The 16,024-nt window shown below is 35.3% G+C and carries 15 protein-coding genes; all 15 read right to left on the bottom strand.

Translation table 11 applies throughout. The features are described 5' to 3' along the window. Positions 1-10: 10 nt before the first annotated feature. The 15 genes from QM865_RS04785 to QM865_RS04715 all read right to left on the bottom strand — a co-directional run bounded on the left by QM865_RS04785 (position 11) and on the right by QM865_RS04715 (position 15,718). Positions 11-484: a hypothetical protein gene (locus QM865_RS04785; RefSeq protein ID WP_414306140.1), complete on the bottom strand. Its 474-nt coding sequence runs from the start codon at positions 482-484 to the stop codon at positions 11-13. Further along, positions 481-954 carry an antirestriction protein ArdA gene (locus QM865_RS04780; protein ID WP_414306139.1) on the bottom strand — a complete coding sequence of 158 codons (474 nt, stop codon included), beginning with the start codon at positions 952-954 and terminating at the stop codon, positions 481-483. Before QM865_RS04780 ends, QM865_RS04785 begins: the two co-directional genes overlap by 4 nt. Positions 955-971: 17 nt before the next feature. Beyond that, the gene (locus QM865_RS04775; protein WP_414306138.1) at positions 972-1,184 is read right to left on the bottom strand and encodes a hypothetical protein; all 213 of its coding nucleotides are present in this window, start codon (positions 1,182-1,184) and stop codon (positions 972-974) included. A 19-nt stretch (positions 1,185-1,203) separates the two neighbouring features. Then, positions 1,204-1,572 (bottom strand): hypothetical protein, encoded by a 369-nt coding sequence (locus tag QM865_RS04770; RefSeq protein ID WP_414306137.1) that lies wholly within the window; start codon positions 1,570-1,572, stop codon positions 1,204-1,206. Positions 1,573-1,628: 56 nt separating this feature from the next. Then, complete coding sequence (locus QM865_RS04765) at positions 1,629-1,901, bottom strand: hypothetical protein (RefSeq protein ID WP_414306136.1); 273 nt, start codon at positions 1,899-1,901, stop codon at positions 1,629-1,631. A gap of 76 nt (positions 1,902-1,977) precedes the next feature. Next, positions 1,978-2,433, bottom strand: a complete 456-nt coding sequence (locus QM865_RS04760) for a helix-turn-helix domain-containing protein (protein ID WP_414306135.1) — start codon at positions 2,431-2,433, stop codon at positions 1,978-1,980. A gap of 3 nt (positions 2,434-2,436) precedes the next feature. After that, positions 2,437-2,769, bottom strand: coding sequence for a hypothetical protein (locus QM865_RS04755; RefSeq protein WP_414306134.1), 333 nt, complete (start codon positions 2,767-2,769; stop codon positions 2,437-2,439). Between the two features lie 11 nt (positions 2,770-2,780). After that, positions 2,781-3,035, bottom strand: coding sequence for a hypothetical protein (locus QM865_RS04750; RefSeq protein ID WP_070657136.1), 255 nt, complete (start codon positions 3,033-3,035; stop codon positions 2,781-2,783). Next, complete coding sequence (locus tag QM865_RS04745; protein ID WP_414306133.1) at positions 3,004-4,188, bottom strand: replication initiation factor domain-containing protein; 1,185 nt, start codon at positions 4,186-4,188, stop codon at positions 3,004-3,006. Before QM865_RS04745 ends, QM865_RS04750 begins: the two co-directional genes overlap by 32 nt. A 728-nt stretch (positions 4,189-4,916) precedes the next feature. Beyond that, positions 4,917-6,650 carry an FtsK/SpoIIIE domain-containing protein gene (locus QM865_RS04740; protein ID WP_414306132.1) on the bottom strand — a complete coding sequence of 578 codons (1,734 nt, stop codon included), beginning with the start codon at positions 6,648-6,650 and terminating at the stop codon, positions 4,917-4,919. 19 nt (positions 6,651-6,669) lie between these two features. Next, positions 6,670-7,098 carry a hypothetical protein gene (locus tag QM865_RS04735; protein WP_414306131.1) on the bottom strand — a complete coding sequence of 143 codons (429 nt, stop codon included), beginning with the start codon at positions 7,096-7,098 and terminating at the stop codon, positions 6,670-6,672. A 26-nt stretch (positions 7,099-7,124) separates the two neighbouring features. Then, positions 7,125-7,433, bottom strand: a complete 309-nt coding sequence (locus QM865_RS04730; protein ID WP_271630922.1) for a hypothetical protein — start codon at positions 7,431-7,433, stop codon at positions 7,125-7,127. A 90-nt stretch (positions 7,434-7,523) separates the two neighbouring features. Next, a complete protein-coding gene (locus QM865_RS04725; protein ID WP_414306130.1) occupies positions 7,524-12,188 on the bottom strand; it encodes an SspB-related isopeptide-forming adhesin in 4,665 nt (1,554 codons plus the stop codon). 142 nt (positions 12,189-12,330) lie between these two features. After that, positions 12,331-14,928: an SEC10/PgrA surface exclusion domain-containing protein gene (locus tag QM865_RS04720; RefSeq protein ID WP_414306129.1), complete on the bottom strand. Its 2,598-nt coding sequence runs from the start codon at positions 14,926-14,928 to the stop codon at positions 12,331-12,333. Positions 14,929-15,301: 373 nt separating this feature from the next. Further along, positions 15,302-15,718, bottom strand: coding sequence for a helix-turn-helix transcriptional regulator (locus tag QM865_RS04715; protein ID WP_414306128.1), 417 nt, complete (start codon positions 15,716-15,718; stop codon positions 15,302-15,304). Positions 15,719-16,024: the final 306 nt, after the last annotated feature.

Here is a 16,024-nt window from a genome sequence, read left to right as displayed (position 1 = left end):
CTTTCTATGTTTACAAATTAACTTTCTTGTAGAATCCAATAGGAGTATTTAAGATTTCTCCCTGCTCTACGAATCCTTGAAATACTGTCACCCAATTCCCACATTGAAAAAAATAATCAACAACCGATTTATAATCTAACTCTTTCGTCAATTCAAAAATTGTATCAACTTCATTTTTAGAACAAAATCTATAATAAGTAGTTGCAATTTTTGTAACAGAAATATATCGCTGTAATTGAAATTTGACAATGTATTCATCACCATCATATAATTCCAACACTGCTTTCTTCAGCAAGTAAACCTCGTCTAACGACATGATTTTATCCACTTCCCAATCAGAAATCCCACAAATAAAAAAGTTGTCTTTGTCAATTCCTCTTTCATTTATTCTTTCAAGAACCTGTTCTTGACTGTACTTCATAATATCTAGTTCACAGAGAAATTCAAAATTTCCTTCCCTTAAAACCCTTATATTCGCTATCATCTTGATACAAAGTAACCTTTATCTACAAAGCTACCACCTTCTTCCAAACGAACATCACGACCAAATTTTTCATAGTCAATATAAAGAAGTAGTTTTTCCTTAGAAAGTTCTACACCAACTTCTTCTACAAGATATTCACCTAATTCTCTATCAGTAGCAACATCAGGATATAAGTTACAATCATCAAAATCTACACTTGCTAAATATTTTGGATCAGAACTTTCTGATTCAATAAATGATAGAACCAAATCTTCATCAACATCTTCCACGTTTTCAGCAAGTTCATTTACCACAAATAAAGGACTTCTTTCAACTTCTAAATCAGACAATTCTTCAATGGATTGAATCGTTATAGAAACATCTTCTACATCATATCCAAATTCAGAAGCAACATATTCAAGATCAACAGGCAAAGAAAATTGTTTTACTTTCTTTGTCCGATTATCCATAATTAAAGCTGTTAAGTCCATATTTTCTCCTTTCTTAACTAGCCTTCTACTTGTCTATTCAACTGTTCCAAATCAGCAACAGTAAAGACACCATATCCAATAAATGAATCGCCCTCATAATCAACAATTTCAATCTGTTCATCATAAGAACCACTCAAACCAATCACTGACAACTTTCCAAAATATAAAGGCAAGCTAAACCAAGCCTGCCTTCCATTCTTTGGATTCTTAATCAACACTCTTGAAGCCATATTCACCACTAGCAATTTTCTATTGCAAGAAGTACCAGCTATCGCCTTCGTGACCAAGAAACACATAGGAATCTCCTAAACGACTAGCAATTTCTTCTTCATGTTCTTCTACATAAGCAGACAAACGATCTTCATTGACTAACTGCTCATATTCTCCATGATTCAAAATACCTGCAAAATCAATCAATGCTTCCTGCGTATCAACTTCGGTAAACGAATTGACATACACATTATCAGGATTGCTACCATCAAATTGTCCAAACTCTACACCGTCAAAATGTTCATCTAAGCGTTCAATAATCTTTGCAGGTTCATCAAGCAACTTTTTTCCAAAATTGTAATACTTACATACATCAGAAAACTTATCATAGACGACTTTAATACTCATTTTTTCTCCTTCCAAATAAAAAAGGAAGCCAAACTTGACTTCCTTCATTCCTTTACTTAAATTGAAGCTGAACGCTCAAAACTGCAACCAATCGCAAATGCACGTTTTGAAACCTTATTATACTCATAATTCATGGAATAATAGCTTTTCAAATCTTTCCTAATTTCCTCAACAACTTCTTCAGACAAAGTTAAATCCCCTTCGCCTTTTAAAAGATAGTGCAAATCACCTGCTACCTTGTAAGCAGACTTGAAATCACCTTCTTTCAATTTTTTCGCAAGTTCACTTGCATATTCAAGAACTTGCTTATCTTTTCCTTGTAATTCCATTTTTTATACCTCTTTTCTTCTTTAGCTTTTTTTATATATTCAGCCATAAAGCTGGGGAACGTTTCTTAACTTTCATCTATTCTCTCCCAAATAACCAATCTACTGAAACTTCAAGTAAATCAGCTATCTTAATAATTGTTTCAAAATTGGGTTCTCTTTTTCCGTTTTCCCAATTTGTGAATGTGCTCTGTTTTACTCCTACTTTTTCACCTAGTTCTGTTTGTGTCAACCCCTTTTTTAGTCGTAATTCTTTGAGTCTTTGAGGAAATACGTTTGAAGTTTTCATTAAATCACTTTCTTTGATTTTTAAATATCTCTCTTTGGATATTTCCAAATAATCACCTAACAAATAATCAATCGAAACATCAAATACACAAGCTAACATACTTAAATTTTCATAGTTAGGATTACGGTTTCCAAGTTCCCAGTTTGTATAAACTCCTCGTTCAACATGAACTAATTTAGCAACCTCTTGTTGTGTAAGTCCTTTTTTCTTCCTTAACATTTTTAACTTTTCATGAAATTTCTCCATATTCTAAACCCATCTTTCTAAATGATACCTCTTAACCAGCAACAAATACATACTTTGTCTTTCTTTCTGATCACGTTTCATCAACCCAAACAGCAGCAACTTTCGCTTAATATCTACTTTGTTTGCTAAAAATTCATCATACTCTTTAGTAAGCCTTTTTACCTCTTGCCAGTCTTTACGATTTTTAGTCTTTCTATAGGTTTGACATTGAATATCTATGTAATCTTGATAATTTCTAGCTTTATCACTTGTCACAACCCCTTCATAGAAATACCGAGCAGGAATTAAAAAAACTAACTTCCTCAATTTTTCATCAGTAATTTTTTTCTTACTCATATACTGACCTCTCAATCTGCCTTCTTCTTAATATCAAGAATCGCATTCACTTCATCAGGCATTCTTGACCAGTCAATCACATAATCTTTAAAATAAGGCAAAAACATTCGCTCAGATTCTATAGGTATAACTGTTAGATTTTCATTCCCTTCAAATGAAGGTAAATAATGACTAATTGATTTTAGCCCACGATCAGTTGAACATACCAAGTTACTGTTATTTACTACTACAGAATCAGTACCTACTTTCTTGTAGATTTTTCTCATAAGCTACCCTCGCTTGCTCCAATTTTTTCCAATTTTTATCACTTATTTCTCCATCAAAGAGAATCTTCTTTAGCTTATTATCACCAGTAATATTCTCCCACTTTTTTATCAAAGCAGTCACACCTGAAACATTCTCATTCAGCCATCTATACTGTTTGTCAAAGAAACCAGTTTCTACAGGTGAGGTTGAAAAACCAATTCTATCAACTTCACCTAGAAGTGAATACCACTCACGATTCAGAATCTTATCTCCATTCAGTCTTTCAAATACTTTTATCTTACTGTTAATCACCCAAACAGCAAGTCTAGCCATATCAATTTTTTCATTCAAGGATTTTCTAACAAAGTCCAAAGCGACATCATCACACATTCTTACTTCATAACGATTTTTGAATTTCAATGACGAATGAATCAAATCTATATCAAGACCTAGCTTCTTTGCCTGCTCAATATCCTTTTGATAAAAACAGAAATGATAAGCAGACTGACGAGAACCAAAGTAAATCGTTTTTGCTTTCCCATATTGACCATTATCTTCAATCTGTTTCATTGTCAATCGACTTTCAACCAAACCACTATCCCAAAGTTCAACCAGTTTACCAAGTTCAAAATTTCCATTTTCGTTATATTTTTCATCTAGAGCAATATCAAGCCGAGGAATATTCATAAATTTCCCTTCACCTTGTGAAATAGCACGCTCATACTCAAAGCAACGAATAAAGAAATCCCTCCAGCTTGACTTCTGCTCATTTTCAAAATACCACTCATACTGTCTGCATGCTTGTCCTTTTAACTCAATCATACAGCCCATATCTTCCCTTTTCTTTGAAATGAAAAGATTGATATTTTGAAAAGTATATTTTGTATCATATCCTGAACCACCCTTTTCTTCTTCAAGAAAAGGCTTATTTTGCAGACACAATACCTTTGCTATCACATCAATATAATCTTGCGTTTTAAATGTAACCTTCACATAGTCAACCTTTCCTTCCAAAGAAAATCCACTATCTCGCACACCTTCTTTAAAAGCTATCAACGCATTCACTTTCAAATCATAAGACTCAGGAATCTCACCAGCTTCTTTCCATCTATATAATGTTGCTCTATCTATTTCTAAATAGCTAGACATTTCTTGATCTGAAAAAGCGTACATCTTTTGCACCTTGTTTAGATTCTCAAATTCCATATTTCTCCTTACTTTTCAATAGTGTTGCATTTTTTAAGCCCAAAAAGTCAGTATTATCAATGCTTTATGCTTCTACGCACATCTTCTACCCCCCTATTAGTCATAGGGGGTTAATTCGCACAATCCAGCCTGCTAGTACACGCTAGTACACGCAGTCGCTCGTCGCACTTGCTTCCTCGCTCCTGCTACTAGCTACTAGCAAGCTGGATTGCACCAACTAGCACAGTACCCCAAAAAAGGCTGTTATACGCTCCTATCTGGAATCCTAATTCAAAATAAGCGCTGATTGTTTTCCGTTACCACTCCAAAGGACACAAAAAAGCGGTGTTTTTTTCTAAAACCTCCGTCTTTTTTAGTGTAAATGTGATATAATCGTTGAGCAATGCTTTTCTCTTAAGCAAATTTTTGCGAGAGAGGAGGTGTATTATAATGAGTCATACCTTAGAGCTCCTTATTGCCATCATGGCAAATGTAATAGCTGGAATTATCCTCTATTTCATTTGTAAGTGGTTGGATGGCAAAAAATAAGCATCGCCAGCCCATATATACCCGTTAATCTTCATAGAACGTAAAAAAGCCCACAACTATTGGCACTAGTTGTGGGCTTTGGTGTTCTAATGAACCATACCTTAGTATCTAAAGTATACCCCATTTGGGGTATCTTGTCAAATCAAATCCCCTCACAACCAATTAAATCAATATTCATCAAACGGAAAATCTTCCAGTATTTGATTCCAAGTTTGCGTTGTAATCTTCTTCAATTCAAACAAGTCTTTAACAATATTACGTTGAACTTTATTCAAGAAAACTACTTTATCTTCTTTTTCAAATTCTAAAATACCATCTAACTTATCAATCAAATTTTTCATAGAACCAGCACTAACACCAAGTTCCAAAGCATACGCAAAAGTTTTTACCAATACTTCTTCATTTTTTTCTTCTTTACTAGACAACAAGGCTTGCACCATTTCAGGACTAGCCTTCTTTACCTCTCCTTTTTGCAATTCCTCTTGCGCTTCCATTTCAGCTTGAATATTTTCTTTTTCTTCTTCTGATAATTGATCATCAGGATTTTCAAGAGGATTGAAAGGATTTTGTCGTCGTTCGATCTTCTCATATTCATCAGTAAAAGAGAATCCCTTTTCTAACAAAGGAGAATAAAACTCTCTTGCGACTTCTCCATACACGCTAGCGTACCCACGACCATAAACACGCTTACCGCCCAGGTACTTAACGTACTTAAATTCCTTATTCCTGTTGACTTCTCCAAAAGCTAAATCATATCCAACCTCATCCAATCGACCAACAGAAATTCGGAAATTGATATTCGCTTGTAGCTTTGAGCCTAAATCTTCTCTTGAAGGCTTCTGCATAGCTATTGTCGCAAAACAACCAGCTTGCCTTCCTAGAAGCAAGAATTGACCCATAGCATTATCTAGGCGCTGTCTAGTTTGAAAGTCCAGCATAGCACACAAGGCATTATATTCATCACAAACTAAAAAATAAGGTTCAAGTCCATATTCAAAAAACTTTTTCAAATCCTTATCGCCATTTTCTTCACGTTTTTTACGCATATAAGAATAACGAGCAAACATAATTTGAACTGCTCTTTCAATCATAGAAACAATATCTTCAACCTCATAAGAAATACGACCTTCAAAGGCTTTCTGCTCCGACATAGTAACAAAGTCAGCTTGTTTAGGATCACATATATCCACTACTCCAACTTTAGCCATAGCACGAATCAGAGTTCTTAAAAGAACTGTCTTACCTCCACCAGTACCACCACACACAAGTAAGTGTGGATCATCAACAGGATTCCAATAGAGATTCTTCATTAGTTGAATACCCTTATCAGAATAGTTTACATCAGTTACCTTAATACGATTCAAAAACGCAGAATATGCAAGTTTATAAGTTTTAAATTTAATATCATCCTGAACTTCCATAAAGTCCATAAAAAAGGTTGTTTCTAAATCTGAACCAATCTTCTTAAACTTATCTTGAAACTTATTCCCAGCCATTTTAAAAGCAATTTCCAAATCATACCGATTCTGCTTCATATAAACAACAGGAAAAACAACCTTATCTCTAGTTCCTGAATCCGTCTTAACCTTTTTAGTATAGGTATAACCATTTTCCCTCAAAAAGAAAGCTAGCTTAGATTCCCTTTCCCTCTTTTGAAAATAAAATAACCTTTCTTGTGAAAGCCAAGTCAAATAAAGACTAATCAAACTAAATACTATAACCATCAAACTGACAATCACTATCGAAGGAACATCAACATTTTTTAGTTTTTCTAAATTTTGATAAATATAAAATCCTAAAATTGGACTAAACAACAAAAAGAAAAAAGAAAAGATAAAGTATCTTAATTTTTCCATAAAAGGAAGAATCCTAACTCCTCTATAAGCAGGAAGTAAACTCATATCTTTTCTCCTTTAAAAATTATCCCTTGTGTTCCTGTTTTTGATCAGCTTTTTGTTCCTGCTTCTGTTCTTGTTTAGGTTGACCTCCACCTACACGCTTAACATTTTCAGCACGTAAAGCAAAAGCATGACCTTTGACCTCAGAAACATTGTTGTTTCCACGTGAAATTGTATATGAATCTTCATAAATCCAAATTGTGACATCACCAACAAGTTCAACTTCAGACATCATAGGAATATCTTCTACAGAGATACCTTCTTCCAATTTAACTGGAATAATTTCTTGCATTTTATCCGAAAAAACTTCTGCATGCGTTGGATAATCAACAGGTGAACCATCTACCATTTTAAAATTTTCAATAAAACTGATAAATTGCAATTTACCAAGCAATTCTTTTGCATCAACAGGAATTTCTGCATTATTAAATTTACGAATACTAAAAGCCATTATTTTTTTCTCCTATTTCCTATAATTTATTTTTCAAAACGCAATTCAGTTGCTTCAAATTGAATCTCTTCTTTTGTGCCAACCAAACGTGTCACCATATTAAGCCCTGAAACTGACTTAACAAATGTAAGACCTCTTGTTTTCGGAACATCAGAATTTGCCAAACCATATACACGAATAGTTACCGTACTTTGTTTATCCCCTGAAATCTCAAATTCTCGGAAAGGTACAAAATCATCATACGAACCATTGACTACTTCACGAAACTTCGGACTCACAACAACTTTAGATCCAATCACATTCAATCCCACAGGGAGTTTTTTAATTTTTGCCATTTTTTTATTTTCCTTTTCTACTTACATTTTTTTCTTTTAAAAAATAAAGGACGATAATTCCTGTTTTATTATCGTCCTAACAACAATATTTTAATCTTTTTTACGCTTAATTCCCACTAAACCTAACATAGACAAAATACCAGTTCCAACAAATCCAAGCATACTAGAAGCTGTACCAGTATTTGGCAATGAAGGATTCTTAGGTTCTTGTGGTTTTGGTTCTTCTGGAGTATGAGTCACAACCGTATTGGAAACAACTTCCACACCATTAACTGTATGAGAGTAAGTATTTTCTACTGTTCCTGACTGAATACGTGTCATTTGTAGATATACTTCTGCTTGAAACTCTGATGTCTCTAAAATCGACTTCAAGAAAGCATCATCAAAGCTAATATCTACTTTACCTTTAGCCTTGTCTACTACTTGACTTGTGAACTTAGTTAATTCATCACCAGCTTTAAATTTTTGGCCATCACTTGTTTCAAAATCTACAGTCGCAAACACTTGATAGATACTCTGATAATCATCATGTGTTTCATCGTAGTCATCTCTAAACTTATATTCAAATAACTGTTCTGAGCGATCTTTTGGTATCAAGGAACCAACTAATTTATAATTAAACGTTTGATTCAGCTTGACATCTTTGCCATCTAAACTTTCTTTACTTAGATGGTCAATCACCACATCTTTCTTAGGTTCAATCTTCGGAACATTATTGACTACAGTTTCAGTTATATAAGCCATACCAAAATCAACTTGATAAGCTGTATTCTCATACTTACCACCTGTTTGACCTAATTCCTTCTTAACAGTCATTGGATTGGTAATGGTCAGAATTTCTCCAGTTTGCACGTAGGTCTTGTAGAACTCTTCTGGATTCTCTGCCTCGAATACTTGAATCGCTCCTTTTGGAGTGAAATGACTAGACTTGAGGGCTTCTTGGACACCTGTTGGTGCCTTATCCAGACTCTCATAAAGAGCCATTTTCAAACCTTTAACTACTTGACCTTTAGAATCCGTCACTTGTACACCGGCTTGATTAATCGTAACTGCTTCTTCTGGGTAATCATCAACGATATAGAATCCTTTGCCAATACGGTCTTTATCTACTTCAATTCCCTTGTATTGGCTATAATCTGCCGTTACCTTGTAGTAGTTGACAGAGCCTGCCAAGACTTGTTTCCCATCGATGTTCACACCTGCCTTGTTCAGATTCTTCTTGGCTGGTTTAACAGTAGGAACATTATTTACAACTTTATCAGTTTGATATCCGTTACCGAAATCAACTTGGTAAGCCGTATTCTCAAATGATTTTCCTGTATTTCGCAATTCTTCCTTAGTTACCATTGGATCAATAATTGTAACAGATTTTCCTGCTTTGATATATTGATTAAAATAAACTTCTGGATCATCCACTAAAAATACTTGGAAAGCTCCCTTAGGCTTAATCTCAGAACTATCTAGAAAGGCTTTAACTTTATCATTATCAACAGCTTCAATAGAATCATACTGATACACTGAAATACCAGAAACTTCTTTTCCTTCGCTATCAATATAACGAATATCTGATTTATTAATAGTCACTGCCTCTTCTGGATAATCATCAATCGCACCAAAGCCTTTTAGAATAGCAGATGGATCTGCCTTTATCCCTTTATACTGATCATAATCCAAGGTTATATGGTAGTAATTCGTTGAACCAGCTAGAACTGTCTTTCCATCGATGATAACACCATCCTTATTATGATTGTGTTTGAGAGGTTTGATCAAGTTGTTATTCGGATTGTCTGGATCATTCGGTTTACCTGGGGTTGTTACCTTAACAATATTTGAATAAGACTCAAATTCATTATTCAAATTCAAACGGAAGTTGTTCTTATAGATTGCACCATCATTCGTTACTGTACCATACACTTTAAGAACAGGTGCGGTAAATACTTTAGTTAAATCCAAATTAACTTTAGCTAAACCTTCAGACTTCAATAACCCTTTTAACTGATGTTTAGCTTTATCATAAGTTATTGTAAAATCTGAGTTTTGAGCTACAGTTTTTGCTAAATCTAAACGATATCCTTGAGGTAGGTTGTCTGTTAGTTCATAAATTGTAGTTTCTTTTCTGTTTGCTGCAAGAGGTTTAGTTTTCAACTCCCAAACAACTTCTGATAACTTAGGTACTGACGAATTATTTACATTTGTACCTGCAGAGTTCTTAACTAACTTTTCTACAGTTGGCGTAGTTCTCAAGCGAGTGTAGGTAACCTCAATTTCTCTTGGTGCAACCTCATTTGGCACAGGTTTTAAGTCTGGTTTTGGAGGTTCACTCGGAATAGGAACGTGAGGTGTATCTGGTTCATCTTTTGGTGAAGCTAATAAAGGTTTCTCCGTAGGAGGTGTCAATGGTGTCTTATCCTTCTCCTTATACTCAGGTTCTAAAGGTTTTCGTTTTGTAAATTCGTCTGGTTTAGGAGGTTCTTTTGGCAAAGGAATCTCACCTGTATCAGATACTGGTGGAATTTCTGGTAATAACGGCTTAGGTGTAGGTTTCTCAATAGAATCCTTATCCTTTTGAATTAAGCTTGGTGGAATTGGTATATTTACCGGAGACGGTGGAGGAACTAACTGTGTAACTACAGAATTACCACCCCATAATGTGAATCCATACGCAGATTTGAAAATTTCATGGTCGGATGTTGGAGCTTTACCTTCTTTAGCATCAGATTTATGCCAGTACTCTCTATACGCTGCAGAAGCAGACTCTGAATAAGGAGTTAACCCCCAATCTGCATTAGCTAGATACTGAATACGGTGACGTGTACCCTTACCTACACTAGCATACGTTCCAGAAGGAGTACTCTCATCAGATCGGTTATCACCATATAAAGGATCTCCTTTTTTAAAGCGATTTAATCCACTAATATCATCTGCATCAACTACTCCTACGGTATATACACCTGCCCAGAAAGTCTCGCCTCTAACAACCTTCTCCTGAACGTTCGAACCTGGAGGATTTAAAATAACCCCTGTTGAACCATCTTCGTAAGTATAACGGTTAGCTTGATTGAAATCCAAGTCAGAGAACATGTTTACTAATCCCAAATTTATTGGTTTCTTAGTTCTCTCATCAAAGAAGTTAATATCCCAGTCTACATCCAAATAGTTTTGAGCATGTAAACCAATAGGAGAAATCCCAGTCCCTGATTTGGATTTCTTATTCCACCAAACCCACAGACGAGTATAAACTTCTGGGTTATTCGGTAGCCTATGTTCTGGGGTAGGTGTATTTCTAGAAACAAAAGATGCCGAGATAATTTTACCGGTATTCGTTGTACCTATGTTATGTAACGTAAATTTGGAACCTTGCTGAATACCCCTAATAACAGTACCACCGTAAGTACGGGTTTCAGAATTGATAGACATTGAATCTTCTTGTAAGTTATTATCTAGAGTAAGGGTAGTTGCAGAAGTTGCACCTAATACCCCATTTACCGTTTCAAGCGTTTTATCTCCATCAAATATAGCAGTCAACTTAGAATAGTAGTTCATTGAGCCTCTTTTTGACTCATCAAAATCACCAACTACCTTAACGCCATTGACCTCCCCTTTTGGAGTTAAAGAATTGTACTCAGCAACCTTCTTCTGGTACTCTGCTAAAGCTTTCTCATATTCCTCACGAGCTTTTTGATAATCACTCATATCATCATTGTATCTAGCCGTAGCTTTAGCATTTTCCTTATCGATCTCACTATTCTTAGCGTTTAACTCAGCTAAAGCTTTCTCATAAGCATCTAAAGCTTCTTTATTCGCTTTTAGAATAGCTTCGTTTTCTTTTTTACGAGCTTCTACTGCTTTCACATAAGCTTCTTTATTGGCAAAGTTATTTTTACCAATCTCTTCATTCTTACGCTTTACTTCTGCTAAATCCTTCTCATACTGAGTCAACTGCTCTTTATACTTAGTTAAGTCAGCCTCAGACTTCCCTTTTTCAATAGTCCACTGGTTTAAAGCTTCTTCATAAGCTTTCTTTGCATCTGCATTTTCCTTATCAATAGCAGCGTCTTTCTTATCTTTTTCTTCTACTGCTTTTTCATAATTAGTTTTAGCTAAAGCATTTTCTTGTTTGATACGCTCATTCTCTTTAGCTACACGTTCTTTCTCAGCTTTTAAACGCTCATTTTTTTCTTGATTTTCTTTATCAATCTGAGCATTTTTAGTAGTAGCGTCTTCTAAATCTTTATCATACTGAGCTTTGGCTTTGTTATAAGAGTCTTGCTTCTCCTTGTTCTCAGTAGTAATCGTTTGAATCTCTTCTTTACGAGTTTCTACTTCCTCTTTGTACTTCTTAGACTCATCTACGACAGTGCTGGCTTGTTTGTAATAGTTAGACTCAATTTCAGCAGTTTTCTTAGCTAACTCATCTGGATTAGCTACCAAACCACCATCAACCTCAGTCTCCGTAACCGTCAAACCAACTTCTTTAGCCGTAGATACCGCAGATTCTACTTTTGCTCTACCCACAGTAACTTCAACAGAACCTGTTGATTTTTCTGCACTACCTTGGTCGGTTGTAGAATCCACCGTTGGGAAGTCTTGTAAACTTTTCGCATTTGTAGCAGGATTTGGATTTACTCGTTCATCTGCTCTAACTGGACTGGTCATCAAGCCTAAGATAGCTAAACCAAGAATCACTCCACATGTTCCCCATCGTCTTGTTTTTCGGATTGATCCGAATGCTCGTGTCTCATTATTAAATTTCATTTTTTCTCCTTAATTTTTAATACAGTATTCAATATTATTCACTTTCGACATAATTTGAAGGAGCTCTCGCCCTAAAATATATAATTTCCATTTCTTTCTCCAACAAAAAAGTCACCAAGAAACCTTGATGACTTTACTTAATTTAATTTTCCTTAGATTCTCGTTTGATTTTCAACAAACTTAAAAGTGAAATAGTTACCATTCCAAAGAACCAAAGACTAGATGATTTTTCTCCTGTATTAGGTAATTCATTTCTTGCAGCAGGTGCTTGATAGACTGGATTTTTCACTTCTGACGCTTGATTTTTAACTTGATCTTGCACATACTTTACAATCTTGCCATTTTGAATCACTGGAATCGGATGACCTCCAGCTTGCTCAATACTTGCCTTCTGAGCCTCTAACTCTTTTTGATGCTTAATTTCTTGCTGTGCTTCCAGATAATCACGATAAGCCGCCAACAACTCTTCATGATCCTCTAATACCTTTCTTTGTTCTGCTTTTGCAGTTCCTAGTTTTGCTAGTGCTAACTCAAGAGCTGATTTCTTTTCTTTCAAAACTTCTTGAGCAGCTTCAAGATTAACTTTTGCCTTTTCTAATAGCTGAGGAGCTTTCTTCAAAACTTCCACTCGCTCTTTTGATGCTTTCAAGGCTTCCGTTGATTTTGAAAGTAAGGCTTGACGATTGAGAACAAGTTCTTTAATTCGATTAAGTTCACCTTGTTTAACAATCAATTCCTCTTTCTCAGTAGTCAAAGCTTCATTCAGCGATTTCCATTCAGTTTGTTTTTCAGCTAGTTTATCTTTAGCTAACGCAAGTGCTTCACGTTTGTTTTGTACGTCTGCATTCAACTGTTCCAAAGCATCTTGCGCTTGTTTATTTTCTAAACCAGCTTTTTTAAGGTTTGCTTCGACCTGCTTCAACTTAGCTTCTGCTTCAGGAGTTTTTAATGCAATATTCTGAATGTCATTACGATTAGTCACTGCATTTTGCGCAGTAACTTCTGCTTGAGTATATTCTGTCTGTGCTTGTTCTTTTCTAGCTTGCGCATCCTTACGATTCGTTTTCGCAGTATCATAAGTATCCTGAGCCTGTGCCACAGAATTTCTAGCTACTTGAATTCTTTCCTGAAGACTAGCTAAATTGTTCTTAGTATCAACTTTTACATTTTGATGGAAACCATTTTTCAGCAAATCAATTGTTTTAGAATCTGTTCCAACATAGTGCATCGCAATCAAACCAAGATCTGTCTTTCGAGTTGCTACACCGATATATTGTAGAGTGACTGACTTACGATCTAGTCCTGCAAAGTTTAAAGCATGGCCCCAATCAGCATGCTTATCATAAAACAGCATCATAATCACGTTGTTGTATGCCTGTTGTTTCAGATCAGCTAATGTTACTACATCACCTGCATTTTGAAAGCCAATGTTTTCAGCAAGCAGGCCTTGATTACCTTGATTTAAACCAACTTCTTTCGCAACAGTGTTCAAAGCATCTAGGTCATGGCCGTACTGATTAGTAGATAGTTGAGTTGCTTTCTGTGCCACTTTCTGCATATCTCGATTCACTAAGGCTGGAATATCATCTGTTCTCATCAATCGACGGAAATCATTAATCAAATGTGCATTGAAAATGGCAAGTTCATCTTGAACTTCAGCAGATAAATGATTGACATCAGCAATCACAGTCTTTTTATCTGCTTCACTCTGCTTAAATGGAGAGTTTGGATTACCGTAATAAGTCTCACCACCATCTGGTGAGCTAAATCCAGCAGCAGTCATTCCTTTCTTGGCAATTTCTTGTAACTTATTTGAATTTTCTTCAGTGGGGTTATTGAAGTAAGCCTTTAAAGCTTCTACATAGCCAGCAGGATAAGTGATAGAGGTCGTTGTCAGACTATCCAGGATACTTTGAGCCTTAGATAGATTCTCTTTAGCTACTTGATACTGATTTTCAGCGTTAATAGCTTGAGTGGTTGCTTGATCTAGCTCCTTCGCTTTCACCAACCTAGTTCCTTCCGTACTCGTTACCTCTGCTTCTGCCTGTTTCAGTTTAGAAGCACGTTGATCATCCACTTTTTTAGCAGTCACCAAATCTTGTCGAGCTTGTGATTCAGCTTCTTCGCTCATTTCTAAGTTTCGCTTAGCTGCTTCAGCATTGGCAACAATGCCTGAAACTCCAGTGCCGTCTAAAATAGCTTGTTTTTCAGCTACAATTTGTTTTGCATCTGTAACTTCTTTTGTTTTGTCAACAAGTTTTCTAGTAGCTTCTTTGACATTTGCTTCCTGATCAGTAACATTCTTTTCAGCTAGCTTTTGTTGATCCCCAGCAGAGGTCAGTTCTTCTTGAGCCTTCTTCTCAGCAATTTCTTTTGCAGAGACATCTTCTTTTGCGTCTTGGATATTTTTAGGAGTAGCTTCCTTGACAGCTTTCTCCGCTTGAGTGACAGCTTCTGTAGCTTCTCCAACTACTTTCTCTGCATCGTTTACCTTGTTTTGATTAGATTTTACAATCTCCTCCTGTTTTTTTACAACTGCGTTTACCTGTTCCACATTTGCTTGAGAGAGTGCGACATCAGTTTCTGTAACTGTTTTTTGAGTTGCAGTCTTCTGTTGGTTACCTGAATTTGGCTCTGAAGGCTTTACTTCTTCTGCAGTAACTTGTGTCGTTACTCCAACACTTGCGGTTGCGATAACACTAGCCAACATAACTTTCTTAACTTCATTCATGATTTTCATTTTATTCTCCTTTAGAATTTTTAAATAAACCATATTAAATATACATCTTTTTTCTAATTTTATCAACTAAAATTCCTTAATCACCCCTATTTTTAAAAAACAATTATATGTACGATCAATCTTCTGATCAATCTTCTGATAATAACTGCTAGTTACTTGCCCCATAGCATGCAACCTATCACATAATTCTTTACAACTTCTTTTTGACGATACATAGACATCAGCACCTCTCTTAACATGGGCATATATTTTCAAATTCCAACAAAATCTACTGTATATTCGTAAATATTCCCTACGAATCCATTCTTCGGAATAAGTCTTTACATCATCTTCTCCCTTCCACTCAACAAATACGATTTTACTCACCTCTCCTCTAATTCTTATCAATCCTAGCTGCTAAATTCAATAAATACTGTTTTACTTCAGATTTTAAAACATACTTAGTCTTATCATCAGCAAAGCGAATAGTTTCTTCATAACTTTTCCCTTTATTCAACATTGTTACCAATCCATGAGAAAATTGATGGTGACACCCTAGATTATCTAAATCCTTTGTTGACAAAACTTCTTCACGCTTCACAGTGAATTTTTCATCAACATTAATAAAATCATCTATCGCACAGTTATAATACTTTGCTAGCTTGTAAAGTTTATCAATACCAGGCTCACGTTCTCCACTTTCATAGCGTTTATATGCTTTCTTTTGGATACCTAGATAATTTGCTAAATCATCTTCCGACTTATTATTCTTCTCTCGATACAAACGAAGTCCCATTGACACATTCAACATAAATCCTTTTCCTCTCTACTTTAATGTGATAATCGCAAAAAAAACACAAACAATACAAATACAAACAGAATTATCAAATGACTAAACATCCAATAAATCAAAAACATAAATAAAATAAGCATAGACAATAGTATTCCAACTCTTACTAAGTAGATCCAAATATCCATCTTTCCTCTTTTCTATGCTAACTTCTCAAAGTAACTTCCACTTGCCTGACCAAAGTGGAAATTAGTCTAAAACGGATTTTTATGGTGGAATTAAGTATGAGACGTTTGAGTTAGAAATGAGGTCTACTATGACAAAACA

It is taken from the genome of Streptococcus mitis (assembly GCF_047462815.1).
GTDB classification, from domain to species: domain Bacteria; phylum Bacillota; class Bacilli; order Lactobacillales; family Streptococcaceae; genus Streptococcus; species Streptococcus mitis_DO.
Note: the sequence above shows the minus strand (reverse complement) of the source record. Positions and strands in the feature narration are given on the sequence as shown.